A 16,738-nucleotide genomic window follows, 5' to 3' on the forward strand; every position below is an offset into this window, starting at 1 on the left:
GCGCCGAGACCTCGGGCCTGCCGCGCTACGGTGTCGCCGTGATCGACAGTCCGTCGAACTGGTTGATCGCCGACTGCGTCACGTCGTGCGACGTCGAGAAGATCCCGGCGTCCTGCGTCGCCGCCGCAGAGGCGAGGGTGACCGGTGAGCCGATCGGCACGTAGTTGACGCCGTCGTACGAGTACGACGCCGTGTAGGACGTGCCGGTGCGGGCGAGCTGCACCCAGATCGGCCGGAAGACGTCGACCGACGCCTTCGCCTCCGTGTCGAGGTAGCCGTCGCCGTTGGCATCCCACTCGAACACCACGCCGTTGCGTGCCGTCACCGCGACGACCGCGTAGCCGGCCGACGAACCGGCCTTCGTGATGTCGTTGCGGACCATCACGCCCGACTTCGCCGAGGCGTTCGCGTCGTTCACCGATACAACCCGCGCCGACACCGCGGAGTTCGCGGTGAACGACCCGGCCTTGTAGATCGCCCCGAACTGGTCGGAGTGCTGACCGCCCGCGCCCCACACGTCCGCTCCGGCCGCGGCGATCCCGTAGGCGTCACCGGCCTGTCCGAAGTAGGAGCTGACCGCGGAGGAGCCGGCCGTCGACAGGCCCGTGACGGGCGCATCCACCGGGCAGCCGGTGAACCCGAACCGGTTGGCGTTGAGCGACGTCCGGTACTGCGGCGCCACACCGGCCGCGCAGATCACGTCACGGGCGCCGGCGGGCCAGTTGGCACCGGAGACCTTGACGTTGTTGACCAGCGTGTTGTTGTGGGCCGCGGCGTTCGGGGCCGAGATTCCTCCGGAGTTGTACCAGTTGTTCTGGATGGTGTTGTCGCTGGTGTTGTTCCTCAGGCTGTAGGCGTTCGTGAAGACGAAGGAGCCGCCCTGGACCACGTTGTTCTCGTACGTCATGTACCGCGATCCCTCATCGAGGTAGAGGCCGACGCCCGAGATGTTGAACAGGTAGTTCTTGTCGACGACCGATCCGGGGCTGGCGGACAGGTTGTAGACCGAGCCGCCGTCGGCGAAACGCGCCTTCGTGTTGTGCACGAGGTTGCCCTCGACCCGGTTGTCCTTCAGGGTCGTCGGCGTCGTGTACAGCGTGTTCCACTTGTAGTAACCACGGTCGACGTAGTCGTTCGATCCGCCGGCGTCGTTGATGCCCCAGCCGTAGCCGGTGTCGATCCCGTCGTACGGAACGTTGGAGACCTCGTTGTGCAGGATCTGCGCCCGCGTCACGTAGGTGCTCAGGATCCCGCTGTTGTCCTTGTAGTCCACCGACACCCGGTCGATCGTGTTGTCCTGGATGCGGATGTCCTGGTTGACCATGCGGGGATCGCTCGGGTGGTGCGCGTCGGGGAGGACGCCTCCGACCGCGATGCCGTGTCCGCTGTCCTCCATGAACCGGTTGCCGACCACGTCGATGCTGCTTGCGCCGTATCCGATCCCGTTCGCCATGGCGTTGGTGTCGTTGCCGATGCCGAGGGCCGACGACCCGAGGTTCGTGAACGTGTTGCCGGTGAACGAGACGCGGCTCGCCGCCGACACCTGCACCGCCGCGGGCTCCTGGTACCAGCTCGTGCGGGCGCGCTCGAACATCTCGCAGCCGCGGGAGCAGCTGGTGAACGCGTCGGCGGGCCGATAGTCGTAGGAGCCCTTGATGAAGAGCCCGTTCTGCTGGTCGGCGTACCCGTCGGTCGACGGGCCGAGCCACGACGTGCCCGAGAACTGGATGCCCTCGAACGAGAGACCGCTCACCGGCTTGTCGTAGGTGCCGCCGATGCTGATCAGCGACTGCAGCCGCGGCAGCTCGATGTCGAGCTTGTTCGGGTCGACGCCTTCGGCGGGCTTGTAGTACAGCTTTCCGCCGTGCGGGTCGATGTACCACTGGTTGGTCTGCGTCAGGAAGGCGAGCGAGTTGTCGAGGTACCAGCTCGGCCCGGCCAGGAAGGAGTTCTGGACGGTGTCCCAGCCCCAGGTGTTGTTGTCCCAGGCAGGCTGCGCCATCGTGATCTGCGTCGGGCTGATGCTCTGCACCGGCGAGTATCGGTTGGTGAAGTCGCCGAGCGACTCGAACTCGATGCGGCCCTGGTCGGGGAGCCCGGCGAGGTACGCGAGCGCCGGGTTCTTGATCGTCAGCCCGGTGGCGGTGGGTGTCACGTCGGCGTTGGCCAGGCGGATGGATGCGCGCGGAGCGATCACGCCGTCGACGTAGAGCTGGCGGGTGTCGAGCCCCGCCGGGGTGTCGGCGACCCAGATCCCGGCGCCGGCGTCCGACTTCGTCCAGCCGGAGACGTCGGACGCCCCGCTGATGACCGGGTGCGCACCGGGTGCGGCAGCCCAGTGGACCGTGTTCGTGCCGCCGCCGTCGTCGGCGTCGAAGGTGAGCGGCTTGTCGATGCGGTACGTGCCGTCGGCCAGCTGCACGGTGACGTCACCGTGTTTGACCGATGGCCGCAGCACGTGCTGGGCGCGCTCGAGGGAGCACGGCTGCGACTGGGAGCAGTGCCCGGCGTTCTTGCCGTCGGGCGCAGCGTAGAAGATGGTCGCGGGCGCGGCCTGCGCCTTGAGCGGGATCAGCGCGGAGGCGATGACGGCTGCGGCTCCGAGGACCGCAAGCACTGCGGGTCGCCCTCGTCTCCTGGCCATCGATCGTCGCGAGTCTGACGTCAATGTCATGTTCGATCGCTTCCTGTCATGGAGGGCGTCGGTGCCCCCAGAACAGGGTTAGCATACGTATGATGTTTACTGCAAGAGACGTATGATGTTTGCGTGATCCGTCGCGATCACGCCGGGTCGGGGGCCAGGCCCGCCGCATCCAGCTCCTCCCAGAGGGCCTCCGGGATGTCCGCCCGGTAGCGATCGACGGTGCTGCGCACATGGTCTTCCGTGCGCATCCCCGTGACGACGGACACGACGGCGGGATGCCGCAACGGGTACTGGATGGCGGCTGCGGGAAGGCTGACGCCGTGATCGCGGCAGATCTCCGCGATCCTCCGTGCGCGGTCGATCACCTCGGCCGGCGCCGATCCGTAGTCGAAGTGCGCGGCCGGGTCGATCGTCTCGGAGCTCAGCAGCCCCGAGTTGTAGACGGCGGCAGCGACGACGCCGACGCCGCGTTCCGCCGCGACCGGCAGGAGGTCGTCCAGCGCCGACGGGTCGAGCAGGGTGAAGCGGCCGGCCACCATGACGACATCGACGTCGGTGCGGCGGACGAACTCCGCGAGCATCGCGGACTGGTTCATGCCGGCGCCGATGGCTCCCACCACGCCCTGCTCGCGCAGCTCCACCAGCGCGTCGACGCCGGTGGTGGATGCGGCCTCCCAGTCGTCGTCCGGGTCGTGCAGGTAGGCGATGTCGAGCCGATCGGTGCCGAGTCGGGCGAGCGACTGCTCCACCGAGCGGAGGATGCCGTCGCGGCTGAAGTCCCAGACCCTGCGCGTGCTCGCCGGAACGACGAAGCCGTCGTCGTCGAGGCGGTCGGCGCTCTCCGGACTGTCGACGAGCAGTCGGCCGACCTTGGAGGAGAGCGCGAAGCGGTCGCGCGGCGTCTCGCCGAGGGCGCGACCGAGGCGGCGCTCGGAGAGGCCCAGCCCGTAGTGCGGCGCGGTGTCGAAGTACCGGAGGCCCTCCTCCCAGGCGGCGTTCACCGCCCGCTGGGCCTCCTCGTCGGTGGTCTCGCGGAAGAGGTTGCCGAGCTGGGCGGCGCCGAAGCCGAGTTCCGTCAGGTCGGTCCCGGTGCGGAGGGTGCGGGTGGGCAGTGTCGGTGTCATCGCAGGCCTTCTTCGTCGGAGGAGCAGAATCGCTTCCTTTCAGCATACGTATTATGTTTGGATCATTCGAGACGAGGACGTCACGCCAGGTCCGTTCGGGACGGGCGAGAGACGAGGAAGGAGCGGCCGGCGATGTTGGCGGCGAACTACGCAGGCGAGCACACGATCACGATCGAGGAGCGGGAGGCGGCGGAGCTGCGACCCGGCGAGGTGCGGATCGCCGTCGCCTACGCGGGGATCTGCGGCACCGATCTGCACATCTACCACGGCGACATGGATGCGCGGGTCACGCTGCCGGCGACGATCGGCCACGAGATGTCCGGCACGATCTCCGCGATCGGCCCGGACGTCGAGGGATGGGCGGTCGGCGACGCCGTCACGGTCATGCCGCTGGCGTGGGACGGCACGTGTCCCGCCTGCCGTGCGGGCAACGAGCACATCTGCCAGAGCCTCGACTTCATCGGCATCGACAGCCCCGGCGCCCTGCAGCAGAGCTGGAACGTCCCGGCCTCCACGCTCGTCCGCCTGCCGGACGGGGTGTCGCTGCGGGATGCGGCGCTGGTCGAGCCGGTCGCGGTCGCCGTCCACGACGTGCGCCGCTCGGAGCTGACGCCCGGCGATCGGGCCGTCGTGATCGGCGCGGGCCCGATCGGCGTGCTCATCGCCACCGTCGCGACCGCCTTCGGCGCCGAGGTGGTGATCGCCGAGATCGATCCCGGCCGCCGGGCCGCTGCGGAGGAGATGGGCCTGCGGACCCTCGACCCGAGTGCGGTGGACCAGGTCGCGTGGGTCGAGGAGTGGACCGGGGGAGCCGGCGCGGACGTGGTGTTCGAGGTCTCCGGCTCGGCGGCGGCCGTTCTCGGCGCGACGTCGCTGGCGAAGGTCCGCGGCACGCTCGTCGTCGTCGCCATCCACTCCCAGCCGCGGCCGATCGATCTGCACCGGGTGTTCTGGCGCGAGCTCCGCATCCTCGGAGCGCGCGTGTACCAGCGGCAGGACTTCGAGCGGGCTGTGGAGCTCGTCTCGGGCGGCGACATCCCCGCCGACCGGCTGATCACCCGGGTGGTTCCGCTCGCCGAGACGGCGTCGGCGTTCGAGGCACTGGAGGCCGGCGGAGCGATGAAGATCCTCGTGGAGGTCGGCCGATGAGCGGCTTCGACCTCTCCGGCCGGCTGGCGGTCGTCACCGGGGCGAAGCGCGGCATCGGCTTCGCGATCGCGGAGGCGCTCGCCGCGGCCGGCGCCGACATCGTCGGCGTCTCCGCGACGCTCGACCCCGAGGGGTCGGCGATCGGCGACCGGGTGCGGTCGCTCGGACGGAGCTTCGAGGGGCACCGCGTCGACTTCGCCGACCGCGCCCAGGTGAGCGCGTTCGCCGCGGAGCTCGCCGCCCGCGACCGTCACGCCGACATCCTCGTGAACAACGCCGGGACCATCCGGCGGGCCCCGGCGGCCGAGCATCCGCTGGAGTGGTTCGACGAGGTTCTGGAGGTCGACCTGACGAGCGGGTTCGTGCTCAGCCAGGCGCTGGGCGGCCGGATGCTGGAAGCGGGCGGCGGCCGGGTCGTCTTCACCGCATCCCTGCTGTCCTTTCAGGGCGGCATCAACGTTCCGGGGTACGCGGCCGCGAAATCCGGCGTGGCCGGGCTCGTCCGCGCTCTTTCGAACGAGTGGGCCGGGAGGGGCGTGACCGTGAACGGCATCGCTCCCGGGTACATCGCGACGGACAACACCCAGGCGCTGCAGGACGACCCCGATCGCTCGCGGTCGATCCTCGAGCGCATCCCGGCCGGTCGATGGGGGACGCCGGAGGACATCGGGGGAGCGGCCGTGTTCCTCGCCTCCGACGCCGCCCGCTACGTCTCCGGCGCGATCCTGCCCGTCGACGGCGGGTGGCTCGGGCGATGACGGGGTTCGAACCGATCCTCCCGGTCGTCGTGATCGACGATGCGCGAGACGCCGAAGCGCTGGGCCGCGCGCTCCTCGCCGGCGGCATCCACCAGGCCGAGATCACGCTACGGACTCCGGCTGCTCTGAGTGCGCTGCGCGCTCTGGCCGGGATGCCGGGGTTGCGCGTCGGCGTGGGCACCGTCCTGGAGCCCGAGCAGGCGGAGGCCGCGATCGACGCCGGCGCGACGTTCGTGGTGAGCCCGGGCCTCTCCGAGTCCGTCCTCGCGGTGTGCGAGCGGCGCGGAGTGCAGGCCGTTCCCGGCGCGGTGACGGCGACCGAGGTGATGCACGCCCGGTCGCTGGGCCTGCGGACCCTGAAGTTCTTCCCCGCCGAGTCCTCGGGCGGCCCGGCCGTCCTGTCGGCGCTGTCGTCCGTGTTCCCGGACCTGGCGTTCGTCCCGACTGGCGGGATCGACGCGTCGCGAGCCGCGGACTATCTCGCGCTGCCGTCCGTGATCGCGGTCGGAGGCAGTTGGATGGTGCCGCGCGCCGCCATCGCGGCCGGCGATTTCGCACGCGTCGAGGCGCTATCCCGGGCGGCGGTCGAAGCGGCGCGATGACCGGCGACGTCGTGTCACGTCAGCCACTTGGCAAACATCATACGTATGCCCTATAGTCAAGATCACGCCTCCTCGGAGTCGTCAACGAAGTCGACAAGACAAGGACATCTCATGGTCGGAATCCACACTGTGGTGCGTTCACGCCGTAGGCCGGCGCTGACCGTCGCCGCACTTGGCGCCGCGACGGCGCTCCTGGCCCTCACCGGTTGCAGTACCGGCGGGAGCTCGGCGAACGGGTCGTACGGCTTTCCCGAAGCCAAGCAGGACACCTCCTCGACGATCACCGTCTGGGTGGACGCGGACCGTCAGGCCGCGGCAAAGGCATTCGAGAAGGCGAACCCGGACACCAAGATCAAGGTCGTCACCTACGACGGTTCGGCCAACGGCTCCAACTCCTTCAGGACGAAGATGCAGCTCTTCGACCGTGCCGGCAGCGGCTGGCCGGACGTGGTCTTCTCCAGCCAGAACAACGACGCCGCCTGGGCGAGCCAGAAGAGCAACGGCAAGCAGGCCTTCGCCGCCGTGCTCGACAAGGGCCTCGTCCCCAAGGACACCCTCGACAACTTCACCGAGGGCGCCCTCAACCCCTGCACCGTCAACGGCCAGGTGTACTGCCTCCGCAACGACCTCGCCCAAGCCGTGCTCTGGTACGACAAGACCCTGATGGACAAGTTCGGCTACGCCGTCCCCACCACCTGGGAGGAGTACCAGGCGCTCGGCGAGAAGGTCGCGGCTGAGCACCCCGGTTACATCATCGGCACCGCCGGTGACGCCTGGACACCCGAGGTGTTCATGTGGGGCAGCAAGTGCCAGGCCAACGACATCACCGGCCCGAAGTCGGTGACCGTAAAGACCGACAGCACCGAGTGCAAGCGCGCCGCCACTCTGCTCGACACGCTCCGCGAGAACAAGACGGTCCCGGCCGTCAGCGTCTTCACCCCGGAGTTCGTCAAGAGCTACGCGGGCAAGGTGCTGATGATGCCCGGCCCCGCCTGGTACGCCGGCGCCATCTTCAACAACCCGCAGTCGCTCAACGTGCCGGCCGGCGAGCTCGGCGTGGCGGCCCCGCTGCCCTGGAAGGGCGAGGACAAGGCCGTGACCGGCAACGTCGGCGGCGGTACCTGGTTCATCTCCAGCCACTCCAAGAACCTGAAGGCCGCCGAGAAGTTCGCGCAGTTCGTGACGACCTCCGACGACTACCAGGTGGATGTCGCCCCCGGCTACCCGGCGTACGCGCCGGCGGCCAAGAAGTGGATCGAGAAGCAGGAGGCAAGCAAGTACTACGCCACCTCGCTCGAGCCCGTCGCAACCGCCGCCTCCCAGGTGTGGGACGGCTGGGGCTACGGCGTCTTCAGCCAGGAGGCCGTCTGGGCCAAGACGATGACCCCGGCCATCACGGGCGGGAAGTCGATCGAGAGCCTGCTGCCCACCTGGCAGGAGGCCATCGCGAACCAGGCCAAGGTCGACGGATACAAGGTGAACTGACATGACCCTCGCTCCACCGAGCGACCAGCTGGCCGCCGGCGCCCCAGAGCGCCGGCGGTCAGCCCGGCGGTCCAGCCGGGCACCAGGACGCACGCCCATCGGCTACGTCTTCGTCTCGCTCTACGCCCTGCTCGCCATCGCCTTCGGCATCCTGCCGGCCCTGTACGCGGTGCTGCTCGCCTTCACCCGGGCGGACGGCGGGTTCGCCGGAATCGACAACTTCATCACGGTCGTCACCGACTTCCGGTTCTGGCCGGCCGTGCTGCACGTGACGATCTACCTCGTCATCTGGCTGATCGGCCTCGTGATCTTCGTCGTGCTGCTGGCGCTCGTCGTCCACGCCCTGCGCGTGCGGTGGGCGAGCACCGGCCTGCGGTTCATTTACTACCTGCCGGGCGCGCTCGCCGGCGCCTCCAGCGTCCTGCTCTGGCTGTTCGTGCTCGACCCGACGGCAAGCCCGGTCAGCGGACTGCTCCGGCTGATGGGGATGAACAGCTTCGTGCAGGTCATCCAGCCGGGCAACCTGCCGGCCATCTTCGCGATCATCGCGTTCTGGACGGGCGCGGGCGGCTGGATCGTGATCATGTACGGCGCGCTCAACAACATCAGCACCGACGTGATCGAGGCGGCGCGCATCGACGGGGCGAACGCCGTGCAGATCGCCCTCCGCATCCAGCTGCCGATGCTCCGCAAGTGGATCGCGTACATGGGGGTGATGTCGCTGGCGGCGGGCACGCAGCTGTTCGTCGAGCCCCAGTTGCTCAGCCAGGCGAGCAACGCGGTCGTCCCCAACGATTACTCGCTCAACCAGCTCGCCTACCAGTACGCGTTCCAGCAGAACGACTTCAACGGCGCCGCCGCGATCTCGCTCCTGCTGCTGATCGTCGCGCTCCTGCTGTCCTGGGTGTTCGTCACCCGCGGCGGCCTGTTCGAGAAGGAATGACCATGACCGCACTCACCGCAGAGCGCCGCCGCGCCAGTCTGCGCGGCTGGAGCGGACGCTCCATCGCGGGCGTCATCCTCGTCGTCTTCGTGCTGTTCTTCGCCATCCCGATCGTCTGGCTGCTGTTCGCGGTGACCAAGTCGTCCAAGGCGCTGATCGTCGCCAACCCGTTCTCGGTCGGGTCGTGGTCGGACTTCGTCGCCAACTGGAACCAGCTGTTCGGCTTCCAGGACGGCGCGGTGACGCTGTGGATCGGCAACTCGGCGCTGTACTCGATCGGCGCGCTGATCATCACGCTGATCGTGAGCATCCCGGCCGGCTACGCGCTGGCGCTGACCGAGTTCCGGCTCCGCAAGGCACTGCTCGTGCTCACCCTGGTGGTCATGCTCATCCCGAGCACAGCGCTGGTGCTGCCGATCTTCCTGGAGCTCAACAGCGTCGGCCTGATCGGGAGCCCGCTGTCGGTGATCCTGCCGATGTCGTTCTTCCCGTTCGGCGTCTACCTGACGTACATCTACTTCTCGACGAGCATCCCGCGCGACCTGCTCGCGGCCGCACGGATCGACGGTTGCACCGAGATCCAGGTGTTCACCCGGGTCGCGCTGCCGCTGGCCGCTCCGATCGTCGCACTGGTGGCGTTCTTCAGCTTCGTGCAGAACTGGAACAACTTCTTCCTGCCGTTCGTGATGCTGCCCTCCAGCGACGGCTACCCGATCCAGGTCGGGCTGACCTCGCTGCTCTCGGCGACGCCGGCCTTCAACCCCAGCTCGGCGGGCTCCGACTCGGTCCAGCTGCCGACCCTGGCGTTGGCGACCATCGTGTCGATCCTGCCCGTCCTCATCGTCTTCCTGTTCTCGCAGCGGTTCCTCGTCTCGGGGATGACCGCGGGAGGGACCAAGGAATGAGCACGTCAGCACCGAAGGAGAACCACCGATGAAGATCACGGGCTATCGCAGTCTGAGCACCGTCCACGACTGGGGCCGGGTCACCGGCGACGTCAACGGCGTGCAGACCGGCAACACGACGCCCGTCCCCGTCCTGATCATCGAGACCGACAGCGGTATCGAAGGGGTCGGGGTCGGCGCACATGCCGACATCGCCCGGGTGTTCCCGGCGGTCGAGGGGGAGGACCCGCGCTCGGTCGTCGCCCTCTACGACCGGATGCTCGACTGGGTGTTCAAGGCCGGTCACTCCGGAACCACGTTCGGCACGATCGGCGCCGTCGACATGGCGCTCTGGGATCTCAAGGCGAAGGCGGCGGAGGAGCCGCTCTGGCGCATGCTCGGTGCGCGCGAGCGGTTCGTGCCCGGGTACGCATCCGGCCTCGAGTACGGCCTGACCGACGACGAGCTGTCCGACCTCTACGGGCGGTTCGCCGACCGCGGGTTCAAGGCGGGCAAGCTCAAGGGCGGGCGCGACCTCGACCGCGACCTCCCGCGTCTGGAGCTGCTGCGCGACATCCTCAGCCGCAATTCGCGGCATCCCGCGCTCATGTTCGACGTCAACGAGTCGTGGAACCACGCGCAGGCCGCGCGGTACATCGGCGCCATCGAGGAACGCCTCGACCTCACCTGGATCGAGGAGCCCCTGCGCCGATGGGATGCGGCGGGCATGGCCTCGCTACGCGGCAAGATCCGCGCGGCCGTGGCGAGCGGCGAGAACCTGACCGGACTGGAGCAATACCGGCCGCTGCTCGACAGCGGAGCGGTGGACATCGTGCAGGTCGGCAATGTCTGGGGCATCACGCACCTGCTCCGTGTCGCGACCCTCGCCCACGGGCACGACCTGCCGGTGAGCCCGGTCACCTACAACACCAATCCGGCCGCCCATGCAGCCGCCGCCATACCCAACCTGCTGACGCACGAGGTGCAGGACCTCTCCTTCCCGATCGGACTGGATGTCGACCAGGAGTTCGACGACGGCGGCATCGTCCTCGGCGACAGGCCGGGGATCGGCATCATCGTGGACGAGGCCAAGCTGACCGGTGAGGGCGGGACTCCCGCACCTCCCGCCACCGGTCCGCACATCCGCCCCGAACGCGCGGCGCTGCGACTCGTCGCCGAGCCCGACGTCATCGACGACCCGACCGTGCCGCTGAGGCCGGTCTCGTGAGCGGCGAACCGCAGCGGTTCGCGTTCGTCGTCGGCGTCCGGCCCGAGAAGCGCGAGGAGTACCTCGAACTCCATCGCGCCGTGTGGCCGGGCGTCGAGGCGAAGATGACCGAGTGCAACATCCGCAACTACAGCATCTACGTCTTCGGCGACATCCTGTTCGCCCACTACGAGTACGTCGGCGACGATCACGCGGCCGACCTGCAGCGGATCGCGGACGACCCGCTGTCGCAGGAGTGGTGGACGCACACGGACCCGTGCCAGGTGCGTATCGCCGAGGAACGCGACCCCGGCTCCCTCTGGCAGCCGATCGACGAAGTGTGGCGCCAGCGGTGACCGCCCGGATCGACGCTCACGTGCACCTGTGGGACCGCTCCACCGATCCGCAGGACTGGATCGATCCCGTCTCGATGGCGGCGATCGACCGCGACTTCGCCACCGATGATCTGCGCGGGATGCTCGCGGCGACGGGGATGGACCGCGCGGTGCTGGTGCAGGCGAGCAACAGCCTTGAGGAGAGCGTCCGGCTGTCGCGCAGCGACCCGCGGGTGGTGGCGGGACTGGTCGCCTGGGTCGACCTCGCCGGCGATGTCCGCGCGCAGCTCGACGAGGTGCGCGCCGGATCCGTTCCGGTCGTCGGCGTCCGGCATCTCGCCCACATCGATCCCGACCCCGAGTGGATGCTGCGGGCCGACACCGCCGACGGTCTCGCCGCCCTCGGTCGCGAGGGGCTGGTCTTCGACCTCGTGATCCGCGACTGGCAGCTGGAGCAGGCGGCTCGCGTGGCTGCGCGCAACGACGGCGTCTCCTTCGTGCTCGACCACCTCGGGGGTCCGCTCGCCGACGACGCGGACGCGTCGCGATGGGAGGCGGGGCTGCGCGCTCTCGCGGCCCTCCCGAACGTCTCGGCCAAGGTCTCCGGGCTCACGTCGGGGCTGGTGCCGGGGACCTGGACGGCCGGCGACCTCCGCGGGATCGTCTCGACGGCGCTGGAGGCGTTCGGTCCCGATCGCCTGCTCTACGGCTCGGACTGGCCGCTCGCCGAGCTCGGCGGCGGCGCTCCCGCGTGGCGCGAGGCCTTCGACACACTCGTCTCGGGGCTCTCCCCGGCCGAGCAGGACGCCCTGCTCGGCGGCAATGCGGAGCGGGTCTACTCCCTCGCCTGAGCTGTCCGCCCGAACGCGTCAGTCGTCCAGGCGCGTCACGGAGGCGCCCGGAATGAGGTGCGCGTCGAGGTATTCGATCGTCGGGGCGGGACGCTCGTCCGGCGACTCGATGTGGTCGGCGATCAGGCGCGCCGCGTGCTTGGCGATCTTGCGGGTCGGCTGCACGATGACCGTCAGCTTCGGCACGAGCGCCTGGGCGAGCTCCCGACTGTCGAACCCGACGACCGAGATGTCCCGTCCGATGCGCAGCCCGGAATCGTTCACGGCCGTGACCGCGCCCAGGGTGAGCTCGTAGTTCGTGGCGAAGAGCGCGGTGGGCCGCGGCCACAGGGCCAGGAGCTCCTGGGCGGCGCGGTAGCCCGCTTCGATCGTCAGCGGCACGAGACGCTCCAGCGACGGGTCCACCTGAACCCCCTCGGAAGCCAGTGCCCGCTCGAACCCCTCGGTGCGCAGGCGCATCGAGGAGATCACCGGTTCGCCGCCGACGAGCCCGATACGGCGATGGCCGTGGTCGAGGAGGTGCCGGCCGCCGAGCGCTCCGGCCGCCGCGTTGTCGATGAAGACACCGTCCGCGGCGACGTCGTCGATGTACCAGTCGACCATCACGACCGGAACGCGCGCCGCCGCGGCGCGCAGTGCGGGCACATCGTGCGGCGGGGTGACCGCGACGATGCCATCCACCATCCGGTCCATCAGAAGGTTGACGGGATCTTCGCTCGGGTCGGGGCTGGCGGCCACGATGATGCTGATCCCACGCGGGCGGAGAGCTTCCTCGACGCCGGCGATGATCGTCAGGTGGAAGTCGTTGTCGAGCGCCGGCAGCAGCACCCCGACCGTCCGGGACCGGCGGGAGCGCAGCGTCCGGGCGAACTGATTGGGCCGGAAGTCGAGCTCGCGTGCCGCCGCCTCGATGGCTTCTCGATTGGCCTCGAGAACGTTTCGCCCGTTGTAGTACTTGGAGATCGTTGCGAGCGAGAGTCCCGTTGCCCGCTGGATGTCCTTGTATGTCGTCACATCCCCGTCTTTCCTGGTGTTGCCGCCCACACGCTCCACGGTCGCCGATGTCTGAGCGTAGCGTCCGCTCAGCATAATCCAGCGTCAGCGCGGCGTGAATCGTTTCGGCCGACAGAGCCGATGTCCACCCGGCGGCGTCTCAGCCGAATCGGACGGGCGGGATGCCGTCTCCCAGACGGCCGGCTTGTCGGAGCCACTCCACCGACTCCGCCACGGCAGCGAGCGAGGAGTACGCCGGTGCATAGCCCAGCAGTCGCCTCCCCTTCTCGATGCTCATCGCGTGGCTGCGGGCGACATGCTGGAAGGCGGAGTCGCGGTGCTCCTCGGGAAGGGAGGCGCTGAACTCGTCGAACGGTACGAAGCGCAGCCTCGCTTCCACTCCGAACCACCGAGCCGCCTCCTGCGCGAAGCCGCGCAGCGTCAGAGCGCGCTCGGAGACGGCGTGGAACGCCTCCCCGTTCGCCTCGTCCGGTTGTTCGAGGCAGAGTCGGATCAGCTGTGCGACGTCGTCGGCGTGCACGTGGTGCACGGTCTCGAGCCCGAATCCCGGCAGCAGGAGCTCACGCCCGTTCGCCAGGGTCCGCCACACCTCGAGGTCGGTGGTGCCCTGCGGGGTGATGATGGGCCAGCCGGGACCGGAGATGTGACCGGGGTGCACGATCGCCACGGGAAGGCCGTCCTGGCGTCGGGACTCGGCCAGCAGCAGACGTTCGATCGCCTCCTTCTGGGTGCCGTACTCACCCCAGGGCTGTTTGACGGCGTCCTCGGGAGCCGGAACCTCGGTGAGGGTTCCGTGCGTCCAGATCGTGCCGACGTGCACCAGCTGACGCGCCCGTCCGCGGAGGGAATCGGCGAGCTGCCGGGCGGACTCCGGGGTGAAGCAGATCATGTCCACCACCACGTCCGGTTCGAGCTCGGCGACGCGCGAGCCGAAGATGCCGGCGGCATCCTCCGCCTCGCGGTCGGCGATCACGCGTTCGACCCTCTGCCAGGCCGGGTCCTCGCGATACGGCGCCGAGCTGCCGCGCGTGATCGCGACCACGTCGTGCCCGTCCTCGATGAGGCGCGGCACGAGGTAGCCGCCGATGTGGCCTGTTGCTCCGATGACGACGATGCGCATGTCTGCTCTCTTTCCGGTAGGCGCCGCGGAGGCGCGGAGGTCGCTTCGCTCAGTGGAAGGCGGCAGCGCCGTTGACCGCGACCACTGTTCCCGACGCGAAGCCGCCCGCCTCCGACGCGAGGTACAAGGTCGCCGCGGCGACATCGGCGGGTGTGCCGGCTCGGCGAAGCGGCGTGGCGGCTATGGTCGCACGCTGGTCGGCTTCCGGGGTGAAGCGCTCATGGAACGGTGTCTCGAGGATGAGGCCAGGGGCTACAGCGGAGACGGCGATCCCGCGTGGCCCGAGTTCCTTCGCCAGAGCGCGGGTGAGGCCCTCGACGCCGGCCTTGGCCGCAGCGTAGGCCGAAGCTCCCTGGCCGCCTCCGTTGTGCGCCGCCAGAGACGAGATGTTCACGATGCGGCCGCCCTCGGCCATCGCGGGCAGGGCCGCGCGGATGACGTAGAAGACGCTGGAGAGATTGAGTTCGATCACGTGGTGCCAGTGCTCGTCGTCGGCCTCGTCCAGCGGGCGGCGTGCGACGAGTCCGCCGGCGTTGTTGACGAGCACGTCGATCCTGCCCCCGAGCGCCTCGCCGATCCGCGCCACGGCCGCTTTCACCTGAGCGCTGTCGGTGACGTCCATCCGTTCGGCGACGATCCGCCCGGCCACGTGGTCGGGCACGGGCGAGGCGTTCGTCGTGATCGCAACGCGGTCGCCCGCGTCCAGGAACGCCTCGGCGATGCCCAGGCCGATTCCGGTCGCGCCTCCGGTGATCAGGACGTTTCGTGCGGTGGAGGGTGCGGTCATGGAGATCTCCGTCTCGGTCGGTCGGTACAGGGGAGGTCGACGCCGTTCAGCGCGCGGAGTGGCGCACGACGATGTCGCTGACGGTCGCCCGGGCGGGCAACCGGATGACGGCGAGGCACAGGTCGGCGACGTCCTCCGGGCGGAGCGCCCCCGCCAGTTCGTCGGGCGTCGGCGCGGTGGGGCGGTGGCGGACGAAGTCGGTGTCGATGAGCCCGGGTGAGATCGTCGTGACCCGGACGCCGTCGGCACCGGCCTCCAGCGCGGTGGCGCGCGCAAGCGCCGCGAGACCGGCCTTGCTGGCCTGGTAGGCGGCTCCCGACATGTCGGGGACGAGAGCGGCGACGGAGGAGATGTGGATGAGCAGGCCGCCGCCGTCCGCGCGGAACCCGGGAAGCACCGCCTGCGTGAGGAGGAAGGCGGAGTCGAGGTTGCTCTCCAGCACCGACCGCCAGCCGGCGATGTCGAGCTGGTCCAGGCGGCGGCCCTTGAGGTTGACGCCGACGGCGTTGACGACGACGTCGATGCCGCCCGCTTCGTGCCGCAGAGATGACACGGCGTCGTCGAGCTGGGGCGCCGAGGTCGTGTCGGCGACCGCGACGTGCGCGGTCCCGCCGACAGCGGCAACGTCCGCTCGCACCTCCTCGAGACGGCTCCGGTCACGCCCGAGCAGCAGGACGGTCGCGCCGTCCACCGCCGCAGCACGGGCGACGGCGCGGCCGACACCGCCGGCTGCTCCCGCGACGAGCACTCGGGCTCCGGATGCGGTCATGCGATTCTCCGTTCGCTGGAGGCCCGCACCACGAGGGTCGGCGGGAAGACGAGTGACGGACCTGTCTCGCGGTCGCCGCCTCCGCCGGCCGTCAGCCGGACGACGGCCTCGGCCATCTCGCGCAGCGGCTGCTGGATCGTCGTCAGGGCGGGCGATACGAGCCTGCCGATCGGGATGTCGTCGAAGCCCACCACGGCGAATTCGGCGATATCGCGGCCGGCATCCCGGATGGCGGCGGAGGCACTGAGGGCGAACATGTCGTTGACGGCGACCAGGGCCGTCGGCGGCTGGTCGAGCGCCAGCAGGGCGTGCACCGCGTCCCGTGCGAGCGGGCTGCTGTCCGCGTCCCCGAAGTCGGGGGAGCGGGGGACGAGGGCGTCGTCGAAGGGGATGCCGCTCTCGTCGAGCGCCCGGCGGTAGCCGGCGAAGCGCCGCTGGCGGCTGATCGTGCGCATCGCACCGGAGACGAAGGCGATGCGGGTGTGACCTCGCTCGAGGAGGTGCTGTGTCGCTATCCATGCGCCGGCTTCGTTGTCGATGCTGACGTTCAGAAGCTCGGGCGGGTCCGTCTCCTGATGTTCGCGGTCGAACGCGATGATCTGCACGCCCGCGTCCATGGCGGGGCGCAGGTGTTCGAGCGACGGAAGCGAGGTGGAGAGCACGATGTGCTCGATGCCGTCGGCCCAGAGCTGCTCGACGTAGGCGCGCTCGCGCTCGGGATCGCGCTCGCTGTTGCAGAGGTAGATCTGCCGTCCGTGCGCGTGGAACGCCGCTTCGAGATGGGCGGCCCACGATCCCCAGAACGGGTTGGCCACGGAGGGGACGATGAGACCCAGGGTGGGGTTGGGGGCGCCGCGGAGTTGCTGCGCCACGCGGCTCGGCCGGTAGGAGAGCGCCTCCATCGCCTCGAGCACGCGTCGGCGCGTCTCCGGCTGCATGAGGTGCTCGCGTGCATTGAGCAGGTTCGAGACCGTGGAGGGTGAGACTCCGGCGGCCTGGGCGACATCCCTGATCGTTGCGATCGCTCTCACCTGACTTCCTGTTGACGTGATTTGGAATCACTGTA

16 protein-coding genes are annotated in these 16,738 nt (G+C 69.5%); 9 read left to right on the top strand and 7 right to left on the bottom strand.

The annotated features are described in order from the left end of the window. Nucleotides 1–25 precede the first annotated feature (25 nt). Nucleotides 26–2,617, bottom strand: a complete 2,592-nt coding sequence (locus AXZ95_RS01920) for a right-handed parallel beta-helix repeat-containing protein (RefSeq protein WP_018189304.1) — start codon at nt 2,615–2,617, stop codon at nt 26–28. A 164-nt stretch (nt 2,618–2,781) separates the two neighbouring features. After that, on the bottom strand, nt 2,782–3,768 hold the full coding sequence (locus AXZ95_RS01925) for an aldo/keto reductase (protein WP_018189305.1): 987 nt from the start codon (nt 3,766–3,768) through the stop codon (nt 2,782–2,784). A gap of 132 nt (nt 3,769–3,900) precedes the next feature. On the opposite strand from AXZ95_RS01925, the gene AXZ95_RS01930 reads away from it, so the two are divergent. The 9 genes from AXZ95_RS01930 to AXZ95_RS01970 all read left to right on the top strand — a co-directional run bounded on the left by AXZ95_RS01930 (nt 3,901) and on the right by AXZ95_RS01970 (nt 11,982). Next, a complete protein-coding gene (locus tag AXZ95_RS01930; RefSeq protein WP_018189306.1) occupies nt 3,901–4,917 on the top strand; it encodes an alcohol dehydrogenase catalytic domain-containing protein in 1,017 nt (338 codons plus the stop codon). Next, nucleotides 4,914–5,675 (top strand): SDR family oxidoreductase, encoded by a 762-nt coding sequence (locus AXZ95_RS01935; RefSeq protein ID WP_018189307.1) that lies wholly within the window; start codon nt 4,914–4,916, stop codon nt 5,673–5,675. The genes AXZ95_RS01930 and AXZ95_RS01935 overlap by 4 nt, the downstream gene beginning before the upstream one ends. Next, complete coding sequence (gene eda / locus AXZ95_RS01940; protein WP_018189308.1) at nt 5,672–6,277, top strand: bifunctional 4-hydroxy-2-oxoglutarate aldolase/2-dehydro-3-deoxy-phosphogluconate aldolase; 606 nt, start codon at nt 5,672–5,674, stop codon at nt 6,275–6,277. The genes AXZ95_RS01935 and eda overlap by 4 nt, the downstream gene beginning before the upstream one ends. A gap of 111 nt (nt 6,278–6,388) precedes the next feature. Continuing rightward, nucleotides 6,389–7,762 carry an extracellular solute-binding protein gene (locus AXZ95_RS01945; protein WP_018189309.1) on the top strand — a complete coding sequence of 458 codons (1,374 nt, stop codon included), beginning with the start codon at nt 6,389–6,391 and terminating at the stop codon, nt 7,760–7,762. A gap of 1 nt (nt 7,763) precedes the next feature. Continuing rightward, nucleotides 7,764–8,705, top strand: a complete 942-nt coding sequence (locus AXZ95_RS01950; protein WP_018189310.1) for a sugar ABC transporter permease — start codon at nt 7,764–7,766, stop codon at nt 8,703–8,705. Nucleotides 8,706–8,707: 2 nt separating this feature from the next. Then, complete coding sequence (locus AXZ95_RS01955; RefSeq protein WP_026307010.1) at nt 8,708–9,610, top strand: carbohydrate ABC transporter permease; 903 nt, start codon at nt 8,708–8,710, stop codon at nt 9,608–9,610. A gap of 28 nt (nt 9,611–9,638) precedes the next feature. Then, complete coding sequence (locus AXZ95_RS01960; RefSeq protein WP_018189312.1) at nt 9,639–10,817, top strand: mandelate racemase/muconate lactonizing enzyme family protein; 1,179 nt, start codon at nt 9,639–9,641, stop codon at nt 10,815–10,817. Next, the gene (locus AXZ95_RS01965; protein ID WP_018189313.1) at nt 10,814–11,152 is read left to right on the top strand and encodes an L-rhamnose mutarotase; all 339 of its coding nucleotides are present in this window, start codon (nt 10,814–10,816) and stop codon (nt 11,150–11,152) included. The genes AXZ95_RS01960 and AXZ95_RS01965 overlap by 4 nt, the downstream gene beginning before the upstream one ends. Further along, nucleotides 11,149–11,982, top strand: coding sequence for an amidohydrolase family protein (locus AXZ95_RS01970; RefSeq protein ID WP_231374305.1), 834 nt, complete (start codon nt 11,149–11,151; stop codon nt 11,980–11,982). The genes AXZ95_RS01965 and AXZ95_RS01970 overlap by 4 nt, the downstream gene beginning before the upstream one ends. An 18-nt stretch (nt 11,983–12,000) precedes the next feature. Here the strand turns inward: AXZ95_RS01970 and AXZ95_RS01975 are convergent, their stop codons facing one another. The 5 genes from AXZ95_RS01975 to AXZ95_RS01995 all read right to left on the bottom strand — a co-directional run bounded on the left by AXZ95_RS01975 (nt 12,001) and on the right by AXZ95_RS01995 (nt 16,703). Continuing rightward, nucleotides 12,001–12,996, bottom strand: coding sequence for a LacI family DNA-binding transcriptional regulator (locus AXZ95_RS01975; protein ID WP_043742124.1), 996 nt, complete (start codon nt 12,994–12,996; stop codon nt 12,001–12,003). 139 nt (nt 12,997–13,135) lie between these two features. Next, nucleotides 13,136–14,116 (bottom strand): NAD-dependent epimerase/dehydratase family protein, encoded by a 981-nt coding sequence (locus tag AXZ95_RS01980; protein WP_018189316.1) that lies wholly within the window; start codon nt 14,114–14,116, stop codon nt 13,136–13,138. Nucleotides 14,117–14,165: 49 nt separating this feature from the next. Next, nucleotides 14,166–14,903, bottom strand: a complete 738-nt coding sequence (locus tag AXZ95_RS01985) for an SDR family NAD(P)-dependent oxidoreductase (protein WP_018189317.1) — start codon at nt 14,901–14,903, stop codon at nt 14,166–14,168. 46 nt (nt 14,904–14,949) lie between these two features. Further along, nucleotides 14,950–15,672 (bottom strand): SDR family oxidoreductase, encoded by a 723-nt coding sequence (locus AXZ95_RS01990; protein WP_018189318.1) that lies wholly within the window; start codon nt 15,670–15,672, stop codon nt 14,950–14,952. After that, nucleotides 15,669–16,703, bottom strand: coding sequence for a LacI family DNA-binding transcriptional regulator (locus AXZ95_RS01995; RefSeq protein ID WP_018189319.1), 1,035 nt, complete (start codon nt 16,701–16,703; stop codon nt 15,669–15,671). The genes AXZ95_RS01990 and AXZ95_RS01995 overlap by 4 nt, the downstream gene beginning before the upstream one ends. Between the last annotated feature and the right edge of the window lie 35 nt (nt 16,704–16,738).

Source organism: Leifsonia sp. 115AMFTsu3.1, assembly GCF_004362795.1.
GTDB lineage: Bacteria > Actinomycetota > Actinomycetes > Actinomycetales > Microbacteriaceae > Leifsonia.

Bases quoted from the DNA above. Each gene is read 5' to 3' on its own strand.
- eda (WP_018189308.1), top strand. From the start codon at position 5,672: ATGACGGGGTTCGAACCGATCCTCCCGGTCGTCGTGATCGACGATGCG.
- AXZ95_RS01945 (WP_018189309.1), top strand. From the start codon at position 6,389: ATGGTCGGAATCCACACTGTGGTGCGTTCACGCCGTAGGCCGGCGCTG.
- AXZ95_RS01960 (WP_018189312.1), top strand. From the start codon at position 9,639: ATGAAGATCACGGGCTATCGCAGTCTGAGCACCGTCCACGACTGGGGC.
- AXZ95_RS01930 (WP_018189306.1), top strand. From the start codon at position 3,901: ATGTTGGCGGCGAACTACGCAGGCGAGCACACGATCACGATCGAGGAG.
- AXZ95_RS01925 (WP_018189305.1), bottom strand. From the start codon at position 3,768: ATGACACCGACACTGCCCACCCGCACCCTCCGCACCGGGACCGACCTG.
- AXZ95_RS01990 (WP_018189318.1), bottom strand. From the start codon at position 15,672: ATGACCGCATCCGGAGCCCGAGTGCTCGTCGCGGGAGCAGCCGGCGGT.
- AXZ95_RS01950 (WP_018189310.1), top strand. From the start codon at position 7,764: ATGACCCTCGCTCCACCGAGCGACCAGCTGGCCGCCGGCGCCCCAGAG.
- AXZ95_RS01985 (WP_018189317.1), bottom strand. From the start codon at position 14,903: ATGACCGCACCCTCCACCGCACGAAACGTCCTGATCACCGGAGGCGCG.
- AXZ95_RS01955 (WP_026307010.1), top strand. From the start codon at position 8,708: ATGACCGCACTCACCGCAGAGCGCCGCCGCGCCAGTCTGCGCGGCTGG.
- AXZ95_RS01980 (WP_018189316.1), bottom strand. From the start codon at position 14,116: ATGCGCATCGTCGTCATCGGAGCAACAGGCCACATCGGCGGCTACCTC.
- AXZ95_RS01935 (WP_018189307.1), top strand. From the start codon at position 4,914: ATGAGCGGCTTCGACCTCTCCGGCCGGCTGGCGGTCGTCACCGGGGCG.